The 14,535-nt window shown below is 61.0% G+C and carries 11 protein-coding genes; 4 read left to right on the top strand and 7 right to left on the bottom strand.

The window, feature by feature from the left end:
* Positions 1 to 27 precede the first annotated feature (27 nt).
* Positions 28 to 2,562: a phosphoenolpyruvate--protein phosphotransferase gene (gene ptsP, locus KGB14_RS23655; RefSeq protein ID WP_223489051.1), complete on the top strand. Its 2,535-nt coding sequence runs from the start codon at positions 28 to 30 to the stop codon at positions 2,560 to 2,562.
* A gap of 2 nt (positions 2,563 to 2,564) precedes the next feature.
* Positions 2,565 to 2,855 carry a PTS transporter subunit EIIB gene (locus KGB14_RS23660; RefSeq protein ID WP_223489052.1) on the top strand — a complete coding sequence of 97 codons (291 nt, stop codon included), beginning with the start codon at positions 2,565 to 2,567 and terminating at the stop codon, positions 2,853 to 2,855.
* Positions 2,856 to 2,989: 134 nt separating this feature from the next.
* On the opposite strand, the gene KGB14_RS23665 is transcribed toward KGB14_RS23660, so the two are convergent.
* Positions 2,990 to 3,313, bottom strand: a complete 324-nt coding sequence (locus KGB14_RS23665; protein WP_223489053.1) for a hypothetical protein — start codon at positions 3,311 to 3,313, stop codon at positions 2,990 to 2,992.
* Positions 3,314 to 4,208: 895 nt separating this feature from the next.
* On the opposite strand from KGB14_RS23665, the gene KGB14_RS23670 reads away from it, so the two are divergent.
* Complete coding sequence (locus tag KGB14_RS23670; RefSeq protein ID WP_223489054.1) at positions 4,209 to 5,585, top strand: multicopper oxidase family protein; 1,377 nt, start codon at positions 4,209 to 4,211, stop codon at positions 5,583 to 5,585.
* A complete protein-coding gene (gene tadA / locus KGB14_RS23675) occupies positions 5,585 to 6,082 on the top strand; it encodes a tRNA adenosine(34) deaminase TadA (protein ID WP_008014671.1) in 498 nt (165 codons plus the stop codon). Before KGB14_RS23670 ends, tadA begins: the two co-directional genes overlap by 1 nt.
* Before the next feature lie 133 nt (positions 6,083 to 6,215).
* Here tadA and cmoB read toward each other — a convergent pair whose 3' ends face one another.
* The 6 genes from cmoB to KGB14_RS23705 all read right to left on the bottom strand — a co-directional run bounded on the left by cmoB (position 6,216) and on the right by KGB14_RS23705 (position 14,467).
* A complete protein-coding gene (gene cmoB, locus KGB14_RS23680; protein WP_223489055.1) occupies positions 6,216 to 7,172 on the bottom strand; it encodes a tRNA 5-methoxyuridine(34)/uridine 5-oxyacetic acid(34) synthase CmoB in 957 nt (318 codons plus the stop codon).
* Positions 7,169 to 7,948 carry a carboxy-S-adenosyl-L-methionine synthase CmoA gene (gene cmoA / locus KGB14_RS23685; protein ID WP_223489056.1) on the bottom strand — a complete coding sequence of 260 codons (780 nt, stop codon included), beginning with the start codon at positions 7,946 to 7,948 and terminating at the stop codon, positions 7,169 to 7,171. Before cmoA ends, cmoB begins: the two co-directional genes overlap by 4 nt.
* Positions 7,949 to 8,102: 154 nt before the next feature.
* A complete protein-coding gene (locus KGB14_RS23690; RefSeq protein ID WP_223489057.1) occupies positions 8,103 to 8,738 on the bottom strand; it encodes a lysoplasmalogenase in 636 nt (211 codons plus the stop codon).
* Positions 8,739 to 8,740: 2 nt separating this feature from the next.
* Positions 8,741 to 9,133, bottom strand: a complete 393-nt coding sequence (locus KGB14_RS23695; RefSeq protein WP_223489058.1) for a protease inhibitor I42 family protein — start codon at positions 9,131 to 9,133, stop codon at positions 8,741 to 8,743.
* 205 nt (positions 9,134 to 9,338) lie between these two features.
* Entirely contained in the window at positions 9,339 to 11,756 is a 2,418-nt protein-coding gene (gene lon / locus KGB14_RS23700) for an endopeptidase La (RefSeq protein ID WP_223489059.1), read from the bottom strand.
* A gap of 302 nt (positions 11,757 to 12,058) precedes the next feature.
* Positions 12,059 to 14,467 (bottom strand): glucose/quinate/shikimate family membrane-bound PQQ-dependent dehydrogenase, encoded by a 2,409-nt coding sequence (locus KGB14_RS23705; protein ID WP_223489060.1) that lies wholly within the window; start codon positions 14,465 to 14,467, stop codon positions 12,059 to 12,061.
* Between the last annotated feature and the right edge of the window lie 68 nt (positions 14,468 to 14,535).

Raw genomic sequence — 14,535 nt, forward strand, 5'->3', positions numbered from 1 at the left:
ATAAAGAACAAAACAGCAGGTGACGTCATGGCCACACCCCAACAATTGCAACTGCTGGCACCTTTGTCCGGCGTACTGATGCCGCTGGACCAGGTGCCCGATCAGGTGTTTTCCAGCCGCGTGATCGGTGACGGTCTGTGCATCGATCCGACCTCGCAAACTTTGTGCGCACCGCTGGCCGGAGTGATCAGCAATGTGCAGGCCAGTGGGCATGCGGTCAGCATCACTGACGACAACGGTGTGCAGGTGTTGATGCACATTGGCCTCGACACCGTGAACCTGGCCGGCAAGGGGTTCACCCGGTTGGTGGAAGAAGGTCAGCGGGTGGTGACGGGGCAGGCGCTGATCGAGTTCGATGCCGATTACATTGCCTTGAACGCCCGCAGTTTGTTGACCTTGATGCTGGTGGTCAGTGGTGAGCCATTCACCTGGCTGGCGCCCGAGACGGGTGTGGTGGAAAGTGGTCAGCCGCTGCTGAGTCTGAATCCATCCGAAGTGGTGGCCGATGAGCGGATTGCGCAGGAGGGCGAAGCGTTGTTCTCCAAACCGGTGACGCTGCCCAATGCCAACGGCTTGCACGCGCGCCCTGCGGCAGTGTTTGCCCAGGCGGCGAAAGGCTTTTCGGCGAGCATTTGCCTGCATAAACAGCAGGACAGCGCGAACGCCAAATCCCTGGTGGCGATCATGGCTTTGCAGACCGCCCATGGTGACAGCCTGCAGGTCAGCGCGGCGGGCGCGGATGCCGAAATGGCGATCAAGACGCTGGCCGAGTTGCTGGCCGCCGGTTGTGGGGAAGCCGTGACGGTGGTGGCAGAGGTTGAGGCGGTTGCCGTCGAGGCCTCATCGCTGAAGGTGCTGCGCGGCGTGTGTGCATCGGCGGGGTCGGCGTTTGGCCAAGTGGTGCAGATTGCGCAGCAGACTCTCGAGGTGAGTGAGTTCGGCGTGAGTCCTCAGGCAGAGCGCGAGCACTTGTCCCGGGCGTTGGCTGCGGCAATTCTGGCCCTGCAGCAGTTGCGTGACAACGCCACGGGTGACGCCCAGGCAGACATCTTCAAGGCGCATCAGGAACTGCTCGAAGACCCAGGCCTGCTGGATCAGGCCCTGGCACTGATCGATGCCGGCAACAGCGCCGGTTTCGCCTGGCGAGCGGCCACCGAGTCGACGGCAGCCTTGTTCAAAAGCCTGGGCAATGCCTTGCTGGCCGAACGAGCGGCGGATTTGGCCGACGTCGGTCAACGGGTGCTCAAGTTGATTCTCGGTGTAGAAGATCGTGTGATGGAGTTGCCGGACGGGGCGATTCTGATTGCCGAGCAACTGACGCCCTCCCAAACGGCTGGCCTGGACACGCGCAAGGTGCTGGGGTTCGCCACGGTCGGCGGTGGCGCTACCAGCCACGTGGCGATTCTTGCACGGGCTTTCGGCTTGCCGGCGATCTGCGGCTTGCCGGTTCAGGTGTTGGCACTGGCCAACGGCACCCGGGTGTTGCTCGATGCCGACAAGGGCGAGTTGCAGCTGGATCCCGAGTTGGCCGCCATCGAGCAGTTGCAAACCCATCGTCAGCAGCAAAAGAAACGCCAGCAATACGAGCTGGCCAATGCAGGGCTGGCTGCCTGTACCCGTGATGGACATCACGTTGAAATCACCGCCAATATCGCGTCGCTGGTCGAAGCCGAACAGGCCATGACGCTGGGCGGCGAGGGCGTTGGTCTGTTGCGTTCGGAGTTTCTTTATCTGGATCGCAACCACGCGCCGAGCCATGACGAGCAGGCCTCCACCTACAGCGCCATCGCCCGCACCTTGGGCCCGGCGCGCAATCTGGTGGTGCGCACCCTGGATGTCGGCGGTGACAAACCGTTGGCTTACGTGCCGATGGATCACGAAACCAATCCGTTTTTGGGGATGCGCGGGATTCGTTTGTGCCTGGAGCGTCCGCAGCTGTTGCGCGATCAGTTCAAGGCAATTCTGAGCAGCGCCGGACTGGCTCGTCTGCACATCATGCTGCCGATGGTCGCGCAGCTGTCCGAGTTGCGGTTGGCCCGTCAGCTGCTTGAAGAAGAGGCGCTGACATTAGGGCTCACGGAACTGCCGAAACTGGGGATCATGATCGAAGTACCGGCGGCGGCGTTGATGGCTGATCTGTTTGCGCCCGAGGTGGATTTCTTCTCCATCGGCACCAACGACCTGACCCAATACACCCTGGCCATGGACCGCGATCACCCACGGTTGGCCAGTCAGGCCGACAGTTTTCACCCGTCGGTGCTGCGCCTGATCGCCAGCACGGTGAAAGCCGCTCATGCCCATGGCAAATGGGTCGGCGTGTGTGGCGCCCTGGCGTCGGAAAAACTGGCGGTGCCGCTGTTACTGGGGCTTGGCGTGGATGAGCTGTCGGTGAGCGTGCCATTGATTCCGGCGATCAAAGCGGCGGTCCGCGAAGTGGACCTGCTGGATTGTGAGGCCATCGCCCAGCAAGTACTGGGGTTGGAAAGTGCCGAGCAGGTACGCGAGGCATTGCGGCTGCACCACGAGGCGACGGTCGATACTTCACTGGTTCTGGAGAACTGAGCATGTTCGAGAAAATGCAGCGGGCGTTCTGGAAAGCGTTGACGCCGGATCTGGTGGTGGATGAGCCGAAAGTGGTGGCTCAGCCCGTTTTCGGTTTGGCCGCGAATGTCGTGGCCGCGCTGGGCGGTGTGGATAACCTCAAGTCGCAGCAGCACGTGGCGCTGACCCGGGTGCGAGTTGAACTGCGAGATGCGGCGCAGATGGATCGGCAGGCATTGACGGCGGCGGGGGTACCGGGGGTGATGATGCTGGAGGGTGGAATTGTTCATCTGATCACCGGCCTTCAGCCATAACCGGACCTTTGTGGGTCGCGAAGCGGCCCCTCTCCCGACGCAAACTCCCGTAGGAGCTGCCGAAGGCTGCGATCTTTTGATCTTGCTCTTGTGGCGAGGGAGCAAGCTCCCTCGCCACAAGAAACAGCTCGACGCTACTCCAATGGCCGAGCCCGCAACCGCCGCCCAATTACATCCAGCACATCGCACCCATCCCGCAACGGAATGGCGCAGAGCAAAGCGAAGTCGCTGAGGATCATCGAATCACACTCGACCGAGCCGCGCATGGACAGGTTCTCAAGCACTTGAGTGACTGCGCGAATTCGATAGCTGGCAGCGTCATACAAAACATCGATCGGCGCGTGGGTATCGACGAACAGCGTGGGCATGTCGGTGCAGTTGCTGGTGAGCGCCATGAAGCGGTTGTCGGGGTGGGGAATTGGTTTTTCGTAGGGTGGGTCTGGCGTTAGCGTCGTCATTTGTAATTTCCATGAGTATGAATATGAGCTGCCAACGCACCCTCCTACAGGTTTGGGTGGCAGCCATGCGCAGGAGTAGGAGTACCGAGCACTCATGGACCTCGGCCACGCCGAAGCGTGTCCCGCGCACAGCCGCCGCGAACGATCTTACGGACACGAATTAAGCGCCGCAATCAAACGACAAAGCTGTTGCACCATGAGAGAGGGCTCCTACACCCTGCCACTGCATTCGCAGTGACAGCCAAAGACTATCCACGGATCTCACTTCACACCAGTTCATGGAGACCGATACGTTTTGAAGGAAACTTCCGACGACATTGCCCAGAAATTTCGCCGACTGTAAGACCGCCTTCGCGGGCAAGCCTCGCTCCTACGGAATCGAGGCAGACCGCCAAATAGGGGAACAACTTCAATCCTGTGGGAGCGTGGCTTGCCCGCGATTGAGCGCGAAGCGGTCATAAAATCTATCCGTCTCAGAGATAACAGCGAGTTCTTGTTCGATGCGTGCGACGTGCTCCAACAACGCATGAAAATAAGGCGCGGGGACTTTGCGGGGGATCGATCAGGAAAGAAGTCGGGAAAGGTGGAAATGGATGTAGGGCGATTCCTTGATTGACGGCGACTAAGTAACGATCAGTGAAGCGGCCACACATTCTGCAATCGCATTGCATCAGACATACCGCGCGACCCCGAAAAGATCGCAGCCTTCGGCAGCTCCTACAGGGTGTATGCCGATCAAATGTAGTAGCTGCCGAAGGCTGCGATCTTTCAAAGGGCCTCGCCAAGGTCTGTGACCATCCGCCGCGCTGCCCTTACTGTTTCTCAACCGCAGGTGTATCGTATTCGCCTTTTGCAGGCCCCTCGCCTGTGGTTGATACGTGAGGTAGTTGAGTTCATGTCCTTTACCCGTCGCCAAATCCTCGGTGGCCTGGCCGGTCTTGTTGTCGTTGGTGTCGGAGCCGGTGGCGCGTCGCGTTACTGGCTGGGCAAAATGGCCGACGCTGACGCCGGCCACGACTACGAGCTGATCGCCGCCCCGCTGGACGTCGAACTGGTGGCCGGGCACAAGACTCAAGCCTGGGCGTTCGGCCCATCGGCGCCGGGCACTGAGTTGCGCGTGCGTCAGGGCGAATGGCTGCGGGTGCGCTTCATCAACCACCTGCCGGTGGCGACCACCATTCACTGGCACGGCATCCGCCTGCCACTGGAAATGGACGGCGTGCCGTATGTCTCGCAATTGCCGGTGCTGCCGGGCGAGTACTTCGACTACAAATTCCGCGTGCCCGACGCCGGCAGCTACTGGTATCACCCGCACGTGAACAGCAGCGAAGAGCTCGGTCGCGGATTGGTCGGTCCGTTGATCATCGAAGAGCGCGAGCCCACCGGTTTCAAATACGAAAAGACCCTGAGCCTCAAGAGCTGGCACGTCGATGAAGAGGGCGCGTTCGTCGCGTTCAGCATTCCTCGCGAAGCAGCCCGTGGCGGCACGGCGGGTGGGCTGTCGACCATCAACGGCGTCTCGCAAGCGGTGATCGACTTGCCCGCCGGGCAGATCACCCGCGTACGCCTGCTCAACCTCGACAACACGCTGACGTATCGTCTGAATATCCCCGGCGTCGAAGCGCAGATCTACGCGTTGGACGGCAATCCGATTGAACCGCGCCCACTGGGCAAGGAATACTGGTTGGGCCCGGGTATGCGCATTTGTCTGGCGATCAAGGCACCGCCGGCCGGCGAGGAATTGTCCCTGCGCAACGGCCCGGTACGCCTGGGCACCTTCCGCTCGGTGGCGAACACCGATGCGCCGACCGAGTGGCCGCCGGCGCTGCCCGCCAACCCGGTGGCCGAGCCCGACCTGGCCAATGCCGAGAAACTCAACTTCAATTTTGAATGGGTGGGTTCGGTGTCGGTCAACGTCGACAACGGCAAGCCGCCAAGTCTGTGGCAGATCAACGGCAAGGCTTGGGACATCACCGACAAGACCTGCGCCGATCGACCGATTGCCAAGCTCGTAAAGGGCAAAAGCTATATTTTCGAATTGAAGAACATGACTCAGTATCAGCACCCGGTCCACCTGCATGGCATGAGCTTCAAGGTCATTGCCTCGAACCGGCACAAGGTCATCCCGTACTTCACCGACACGTACCTGTTGGGCAAGAACGAGCGCGCGCAAGTGGCGCTGGTGGCGGATAACCCAGGGGTGTGGATGTTCCATTGCCATGTGATCGATCACATGGAAACCGGCCTGATGGCCGCCATCGAGGTGGCGTGATGCGTCAGATTCGCCCCGCAGCGATTATCGACCGCAGCCGTGATCGTGATTTCATGCGCGAAGCCCTGGCCCTGGCCGCTCAAGGCGCGGCGCTGGGTGAAGTGCCCGTGGGTGCGGTGCTGGTGCAGGACGGTGAAATCATCGGGCGCGGTTTCAATTGCCCGATCAGCGGCAACGACCCCAGCGCCCACGCCGAGATGGTCGCGATTCGCGCCGCTGCCCAGGCCGCCAGCAACTATCGCCTGCCGGGCAGTACGCTCTACGTGACCCTGGAACCGTGCAGCATGTGCGCCGGGCTGATCGTGCATTCGCGGATTGCGCGGGTGGTGTATGGCGCGCTGGAACCCAAGGCCGGGATTGTGCAGAGCCAGGGGCAGTTCTTTACCCAGGGCTTTTTGAATCACCGGGTGTTGTATGAGGGGGGGGTGTTGGCGGAGGAATGCGGTGCGGTGTTGAGTGAGTTTTTCAAGGCCCGTAGAGCCAAGCCAGCAGACTAAACACCGAACCATTGTGGGAGCGAGCCTGCTCACGATAGCGGACTAACATCCAACATCTTCGTTGGCTGAAAGGCCCTCATCGCGAGCAGGCTCGCTCCCACAAGTGATCTCCATTGTTTGGGAGATCGGTGTTTTATTTGCGGGCGACGATGACGGCACGCATCGGCGCCGGCAGCCCTTCAATCGTTTTGCTGTGATCTTGCGGGTCAAGGAAATCGCTCAGCGACTGATACTTCATCCACTCCGTTCCGCGTTGTTCCTCGACCGTGGTCACGCTGACATCCACGCAACGCACGTCGCTGAATCCTGCGCGGCGCAGCCACAGTTCCAGCGCCGGCACCGACGGCAGGAACCACACGTTACGCATCTGCGCGTAACGGTCTTCCGGCACCAACACCTGCTGTTGATCGCCTTCGATCACCAGCGTCTCCAGCACCAGTTCACCGCCCTTGACCAGGCAATCCTTCAGCGCCAGCAAATGCTCGATCGGCGAGCGGCGGTGATAGAACACGCCCATGGAAAAGACTGTGTCGAAGCCTTCCAGCTCCGGCGGCAGGTCTTCGAACGGGAATGGCAGGTGCCAGGCGTTGGGTTCGGACAGGTAACGCTGCACCGCCTGGAACTGGCAGAAGAACAGCCAGTTCGGGTCGACGCCGATCACGCTGTCGGCACCGGCACCGAGCATGCGCCACATGTAGTAGCCGTTGCCGCAGCCGACGTCGAGGATGCGTTTGCCTTTCAGGTCCAGGTGCGGAGCTACCCGGGACCACTTCCAGTCCGAACGCCATTCGGTATCGACATGCACACCGAACAGGTCGAACGGGCCTTTGCGCCAGGGCGACAAACCCATCAGCGCGGTGCGCATCTGGGCACGGGTCTCAAAGTCGCAATCGGTGTCCAGCGTCAGACCGTTGAGCAAGTCGACTTCGCTCGGCTGAATCTTTGGCAGCGCATCCAGGGCGCTCTGCCAACGTTCCAGGTCGCCGTGACCTTTTTCCATTTTCTTGTCGAGTTGTGCTTGCAGGGTGTTGGCCCATTCGGCCAGCGGGGTGCCGGCCAGGCGGCGGGCGAGGGGGGACAGATCAATCATGGCAAGGCAATCAACGAGGCAAAGTTAAGACACTGGAACCACGGCACGACTTTCGAGAACCCGGCGGCCAACAGGCGTTCGCGGTGTTCTTCGAGGCTATCGGGCTTCATGACATTTTCGATGGCGCTGCGCTTCTGGGCGATTTCCAGTTCGCTGTAGCCGTTGGCGCGTTTGAAGGCCACGTGCAGGTCGGTGAGCAACGTGTGTTCTTCGGGGTCGTTGAAGCGCAGCTTTTCCGAGAGAATCAGCGCGCCACCGGGCAACAACGATTGGCGGATGCGCGCGAGCAGCGCGGTGCGCTGGTCGGGGGCGATGAATTGCAGGGTGAAGTTCAGCGCCACCACCGAGGCTGGCTGAAATTGCAGGGCGAGGATGTCGCCCTCGATCACTTCCACCGGCAGCAACTCCTGGAACATCGAGTCCTGGCCGTTGAGGTACTCGCGGCATCGCTCGACCATGGCGGCGGAGTTATCCACAGCGATGACGCGGCAGCCATCGGTACGCACGTGACGACGCAAGGCCTGGGTCACGGCGCCCAACGACGAGCCCAGATCGTAAAGCACGCTGTTGGGCTGGGCGAACTGCGCGGCAAGCACGCCGAGGTTTTCCACAATGGTCGGATAACCCGGCACCGAGCGTTTGATCATGTCCGGGAATACCCGCACCACGTCCTCGTTAAAGGCGAAGTCAGGCACCTGGGCCAAAGGCTGGGCGAAAAGGCGATCGGATTCTTTGCTCACGGCGGTTCCAGCGGCATAGGTGGAAAAGGCCGGCATTTTAGCCAAATTGACGGGGGGATGCGCGGGTTGTCTGATAAAGCGCCGAGGCAGGCCCCGGAATCTTCGTCGTTAGTGATATTGCTATCGCGAGCAGGCTCGCTCCCACAAGGATTGCACTGTACCTGTGGGAGCGAGCCTGCTCGCGATGGATTCAGCGCGGTTTCTGGGTAAACGCCGACGCCGCAATCCCCCATTGCCCCAGCCAGTAGCTGAGGATGATCACGTAAGGCGCGGCATGGAATGGCATCACAAACCGGTTAATGCCAATCACGCTGTCAGAAAACACAAACGCCACCGCGCCCGCCGCCGCCAGCAACGCCGAGCGTTTGGGCACGTCGGTGCCGAGTCGGGCCAGGGCGCGCCAGAGCATGGCGCTGATGGCCAGCCCGTAGACGATCACCGGGATCAGCAATGGGCCCAACCCATGGGAAATCAGAATCCCCAGCAGCACCGCGCCCACGCTCAACGCGAGGATCAACGGCAGCAGTGCCAGACGCCGGCAATCACTCAAATAAGCCTTCAGATACGCCAAATGCGCGACCAAAAACGCCCCAAGGCCAAACACGAACAAATCCCCTGGCCATGCCAGCAACACGTCGCCGACCAGGGACAAAATCAAACCCAGGCTGATCCAGCGCCGATAGTCACTGGGCGGTGCATCGTGCAACCAGCCGAGCAGGGCCAGCACCGGCAGCGGCTTGACCACCAGGCAGAGCAGCGCGGCATGCACGCTCAGGCCATACAGAAAGGTCACCGCGCCCATCAGCGCCAGAATCAGCCAGCCCACGATCAGTTAACCGCGATGGCGCAGTCGAACGTTTGCACGGCCGGAACTTCCGGTGCCCATGGTTGTGAATAAGTCAGTCGCAAGCGGCCAGTGCCAGTGGCAAAGGCCTGGAAGCGCCAGGTTGAAATGCCGGCACTGCCGACAATCCCGGCATCTTCCGGGTTGCTATAGACCTCGGGGCTGAGCGCACGCAACACGCCACCGGCCGAATCCTGGATCGCCCAGCGATAACCCGTGGTCGGGTTGCTTGGCAGGATCAGAATCAGGTTTTGCCCATTGTGCAGTTTCGCCGGGCATTCGCTTTGTTTTTCCACGGTCACGTTCTGTTTCGATTGCGTGGCGCAAGCGCTCAGCAGGATGAGGGCAAGGGGAACAAACAGGCGGGTGGGGGACATAAGATCAGCGGCTCCAGCGTTCACGACGAACGGCGAGCATAACTGAAGATGAGACAAAGTGTGACGGGACACATCCTCGGTAACCGAGAGTTTGGCGTTATGAATGCCGACGTCATCGCGAGCAGGCTCGCTCCCACAAGGATTGCGATAAACCTGTGGGAGCGAGCCTGCTCGCGATGGCGGTTTTTTTGGCGCTACATGATCTTCAGAAGAGAATCTTCGCCACATCCGCAAAGCGCTTGGCAAAGTGCACGGTAATCCCTTCTTTCAGATACTCCGGCAGTTCTTCGAAGTTACCGCGATTGGGCTCCGGCAAAATCAGTTCATTAATCTTCTGCCGCCGCGCCGCGATCACTTTCTCGCGCACGCCACCAATCGGCAGTACATGCCCGGTCAATGTCAGTTCACCGGTCATGGCCACGCCTTTTTTCGGCAGCTGGTTGCGGGCGAGCGAGAGCAGGGCGCTGGCCATGGTCACGCCGGCGCTCGGGCCGTCTTTCGGGGTGGCGCCTTCCGGTACATGGAGGTGGACGAAGGCTTCGTCGAAGAACGTCGGGTCGCCGCCGAATTGCTTCAGGTGGGAGCTGACGTAGCTGTAGGCGATTTCCGCCGACTCTTTCATCACCTCTCCCAGTTGGCCGGTGAGCTTGAAGCCACGGTTGAGGGTGTGAATTCGCGTGGCTTCGATCGGCAGGGTCGCGCCGCCCATGCTGGTCCAGGCCAGCCCGGTGATCACGCCGATGCCGGACAGCACTTGCTCATTGCGGAACACCGGTCGGCCGAGTGAGGCTTCCAGGTCTTTCGGGCCGAGTTTGATCACGGCTTTCGGTTCGTCGAGCAGCTTCATCACGGCCTTGCGCACCAGTTTGCCGAGGTTTTTTTCCAGCTGTCGCACCCCGGCTTCACGGGCATAGCCGTCGATCAGTGCTTTAAGAGCGGTGTCGCTGATGGACAGGCTGCCTTTGGACACGCCGGCCTTTTCCAGTTGTTTCGGCCACAAGTGGCGCTTGGCGATGGCGACTTTCTCTTCGGTGATGTAACCCGACAGGCGAATCACTTCCATCCGGTCCAGCAACGGGCCGGGAATCGAGTCCAGGGTGTTGGCGGTGCAGATGAACAGCACTTTCGACAGGTCCAGGCGCAGATCCAGGTAATGGTCGAGGAATTCGACGTTCTGTTCCGGGTCGAGGGTTTCCAGCAGCGCCGAGGCGGGGTCGCCCTGATAGCTCTGGCCCATCTTGTCGATCTCGTCGAGCATGATCACCGGGTTCATCACTTCGACGTCTTTCAACGCGTGGACGAGTTTGCCCGGTTGCGCCCCGATGTAAGTGCGGCGATGGCCCTTGATCTCGGCTTCGTCGCGCATGCCGCCGACGCTGAAGCGATAGAACGGCCGGCCCAGGGATTCGGCGATGGATTTACCGACGCTGGTCTTGCCCACGCCCGGCGGGCCTACCAGCAACACGATGGAGCCGCTGATCTCGCCTTTATAGGCACCGACCGCGAGGAATTCGAGGATGCGGTCCTTGATGTCGTCGAGGCCGGCGTGGTGTTTGTCCAGCACCTTGCGCGCATGTTTGAGGTCGAGTTTGTCCTCGCCGTACGCGCCCCACGGCACCGAGGTCGCCCAGTCGAGGTAATTGCGGGTCACCGCGTATTCCGGTGAACCGGTCTCGAGGATCGACAGCTTGTTCATTTCCTCTTCGATGCGTTTCTGCGCCTGGGGCGGCAACACTTTGCCCGTCAGGCGCTGCTCGAACTGCTCGATGTCGGCACTGCGGTCGTCCTTGGTCAGCCCCAGCTCTTGCTGGATGACCTTGAGCTGCTCCTTGAGGAAGAACTCGCGCTGATGCTCGCCGATCTTGCGATTAACTTCGGCAGAGATTTCTTTCTGCAGGCGCGCGACTTCGACTTCCTTGCGCAGCATCGGCAGGACTTTTTCCATGCGTTTGAGCATCGGCACGCAGTCGAGCACTTCTTGCAGTTCGTTGCCAGTGGCCGAGGTCAGCGCGGCGGCGAAGTCGGTCAGCGGCGACGGGTCGTTGGGGCTGAAGCGGTTGAGGTAGTTCTTCAGCTCTTCGCTGTACAGGGGGTTGAGTGGCAGCAGTTCCTTGATCGCGTTGATCAGCGCCATGCCGTAGGCCTTGACCTCATCGGTCGGCTCCGTGGGCTGATGCGGGTATTCGACTTCCACCAGGTACGGCGGGCGATGGTGTTTGAGCCAGGTTTTGATGCGCACCCGGGTCAGGCCTTGGGCGACAAATTGCAGTTTGCCGTTTTCGCGACTGGCGTGGTGCACTTTGACCAGGGTGCCGTATTCCGGCAACGCTTTGGTGTCGAAGTGGCGCGGGTCTTCCTGGGGGGCGTCCATGAAGAACAGGGCCAGGGAATGGTGATCGGATTGGCTGACCAGTTCGAGGGTTTCGGCCCACGGCTCTTCGTTGACGATCACCGGCAGTACTTGCGCCGGGAAGAAGGGCCGGTTGTGAATCGGGATGATGTAGACCTTGTCCGGCAGGTTCTGGCCAGGCAGGGCGAGGCCTTTGCCGGTGGCGTGGTGTTCGGCGCTGTCTGTTTCGGTGTATTCGCTCGCGTCTTCGGGGAATTCTTGCTGGTCGGTCATGGGGCACCTGCGCAATAGGGTATGGGTCTTAGATGGGGCAGGTGGGGGGTGGTTTCAATGGGCCTGGGTATTTCAGCGTGTGTGTTCAGGGTTTTGACAGCGCCCACAGGCGCGTAGGAGCTGCCGAAGGCTGCGATCTCTTGATCTTCCGGCGTCCTCAAGAACACAAGATCAAAAGATCAAAAGATCAAAAGATCGCAGCCTTCGGCAGCTCCTACAGGGGATGGGTGACCTGAAACAATCGAGCACAAAAAAGGCGACCCCCTCACAGGCGTCGCCTTTGCTTTAACTGTCGCTACCGCTTATTCCGACAGTTTGTACGCAATCACATAGTCACCTTGCTTGGTGCCCAGCGATCCGTGACCACCCGCAACAACGAGCACGTATTGCTTGCCGTCTTTGCCGGTGTAGGTCATCGGTGTGGTTTGCGCGCCGGCTGGCAGGCGGCCTTCCCACAGCTGCTTGCCGTTTTTCACGTCGTAGGCACGCAGGTACTGGTCGAGGGTGCCGCTCAGGAAGGCAACGCCACCGGCGGTGGTGAAGGTGCCGCCCAGGCTGGGTACGCCCATGCTCAGAGGGATCGGAACCGGCGAGCTGTCGCGTACGGTGCCGTTTTTGTGTTTCCAGATGATTTTGCTGGTGGTCAGGTCGACCGCTGTCACGTAACCCCAGGCCGGTGCCTGGCACGGCAGGCCCATTGGCGAGAGCAGGGGTTCGAGGATGACGCCGTATGGCGCGCCTTTGTTCGGCTGCACGCCTTCGGTTTCGCTTTTACGCGGGCCTTGAGCGGCGATTTCGGCGGCCGGGATCAGTTTCGATTTGAACGCCATGTAGTCCGGGTTCATGAAAGCAATCTGGCGCACCGGGTCAACCGAGATACCGCCCCAGTCGAACACGCCGAAGTTGCCTGGGTACACAATCGAACCTTGCAGCGATGGCGGGGTAAACGGGCCGTCGTATCGCAGAGATTTGAAGTTGATCCGGCAGATCAGTTGGTCGAACGGGGTGACGCCCCACATGTCGCGTTCTTTCAACGGAGGCGGCATCAGGTTGAGGTCGGATTTCGGTTGGGTCGGCGAGGTGTGATCACCTTCGACAGCGCCCTGTGGCACTGGCACTTCGTTGATCGGCACGATCGCTTTGCCGGTGCTGCGGTCCAGCACGTAGATGCTGCCTTGCTTGGTGGACGCGAGCACCGCCGGTTTCACACCGTCTGCGGTTTTCAGGTCCATCAGGGTTGGCTGGCCGCCGACGTCCATGTCCCACAGGTCATGGTGCGTGAACTGGAAGTGCCAGCGCACTTTGCCGGTGGCGATGTCCAGCGCGGTCAGGCCGGCGGCGTGCAATTCCGATTCAGGGGTACGCGCGCCACCGAACTGATCCGGGGTCTGGTTGCCCATCGGCAGGTAGAGCATGCCGAGTTTTTCATCGACGCTGAACATGGACCACATGTTCGGCGAGTTGCGGGTGTAGACCTTGCCGTCGGCAATCGGCGTGGTGTCGTCCGGTTTGCCGCTGTCCCAGTTCCACACCAGTTTGCCGGTGTGCACGTCGAACGCGCGGATCACGCCGCTTGGCTCGTCGGTGGAGACGTTGTCGGTAACGTGGCCGCCAATCACCACCAGGTCTTTGGTGACCGCCGGTGGCGAAGTGGAGTAGTAACCGCCAGCGGTGAAGCTGCCGATGTTGGCGGTCAGGTCTACCTGGCCACCGTTGCCGAAGTCTTCGCACATTTTGCCGGTGTCGGCGTTCAGGGCGATCAGACGGGTGTCGGCGGTCGGCAGGAAGATCCGGCGTGGGCAGACGCTGGTCACCGGCGCATTGGCCGTGCCGGTCGGGCTCTGCTCGGACGCGTAGGCGGCGTCATCGTGATAGCTCACGCCACGGCAGGTCATGTGCGCCCAACCCTTGAAGTTCGCCGCGTTCTGCGTGGAGAGCTTCGGATCGAAACGCCAGAGTTCCTTGCCGGTGTCCGGGTCCAGGGCGATCACCTTGCTGTGCGGCGTGCAGACATAGAGCATGCCGTTGGCTTTGAGCGGGGTGTTTTCGGCGGTGGTTTCGCCCGGATCGTTCGGGCCTGGCAGGTCGCCGGTGCGGTAGGTCCAGGCCGGGACCAGTTTGCTGACGTTCTGCGGCGTGATCTGCGCCAGTGGCGAGTAACGATCGCCATGGGCGCTGCGGCCGTAGGAGTTCCAGTCACCGTCGGGCATGGCCGGGGCGGTGTTGGTCATGCCAGGCACGGCGTCACGATCCAGTTCGCCTTTGATTTCACCGGGGGTGGTGAACAGGCTGGCCAGCGCGGCGATACCGGCGATGACCACGGCAGCGCTCAGCACACCGGTGCCGACCGGGTTGAACTCGCCGGTACGCAATGGGCGACGAAACCATGGCAGCAGCATGACGATGCCGAGGGTAAAGAGCAGCGCCAGACGTGGCACCAGTTGCCACCAGTCCAGACCGACTTCCCACAGTGCCCAGACCGTACTGGCGAACAGCACCACCGCGTACAGGCTCAGTGCCGCATAACGGTCGGCCAGCAGCAGCCCCCCGGTCAGCACCAGGCCGATACCGGCCAGCAGGTAATACAGCGAGCCGCCGAGCATGCTCAGCTTGATCCCCCCGGCCAGCAAGGCCAGGCCCATTAGCAGAAGCACGATACCGAGCAGGCTCGGCAATAGACGGCTTCGACTCAAAGCACCATCAGTGCTCATAGTGTGGTTCTCCGTGACGTTTTAAGTAGTCCCGCGCAAGTTCACTGTAGATGACGATCTGGCGTGGG

Source organism: Pseudomonas sp. A-RE-19, assembly GCF_019956555.1.
In the GTDB taxonomy this organism is placed as follows: Bacteria; Pseudomonadota; Gammaproteobacteria; order Pseudomonadales; family Pseudomonadaceae; genus Aquipseudomonas.

Excerpts from the sequence above, each read along its gene's own strand:
- ptsP (WP_223489051.1), top strand. The coding sequence starts at position 28 with ATGGCCACACCCCAACAATTGCAACTGCTGGCACCTTTGTCCGGCGTA.
- KGB14_RS23660 (WP_223489052.1), top strand. The coding sequence starts at position 2,565 with ATGTTCGAGAAAATGCAGCGGGCGTTCTGGAAAGCGTTGACGCCGGAT.
- KGB14_RS23665 (WP_223489053.1), bottom strand. The coding sequence starts at position 3,313 with ATGACGACGCTAACGCCAGACCCACCCTACGAAAAACCAATTCCCCAC.
- KGB14_RS23670 (WP_223489054.1), top strand. The coding sequence starts at position 4,209 with ATGTCCTTTACCCGTCGCCAAATCCTCGGTGGCCTGGCCGGTCTTGTT.
- tadA (WP_008014671.1), top strand. The coding sequence starts at position 5,585 with ATGCGTCAGATTCGCCCCGCAGCGATTATCGACCGCAGCCGTGATCGT.
- cmoB (WP_223489055.1), bottom strand. The coding sequence starts at position 7,172 with ATGATTGATCTGTCCCCCCTCGCCCGCCGCCTGGCCGGCACCCCGCTG.
- cmoA (WP_223489056.1), bottom strand. The coding sequence starts at position 7,948 with ATGCCGGCCTTTTCCACCTATGCCGCTGGAACCGCCGTGAGCAAAGAA.
- KGB14_RS23695 (WP_223489058.1), bottom strand. The coding sequence starts at position 9,133 with ATGTCCCCCACCCGCCTGTTTGTTCCCCTTGCCCTCATCCTGCTGAGC.
- lon (WP_223489059.1), bottom strand. The coding sequence starts at position 11,756 with ATGACCGACCAGCAAGAATTCCCCGAAGACGCGAGCGAATACACCGAA.
- KGB14_RS23705 (WP_223489060.1), bottom strand. The coding sequence starts at position 14,467 with ATGAGCACTGATGGTGCTTTGAGTCGAAGCCGTCTATTGCCGAGCCTG.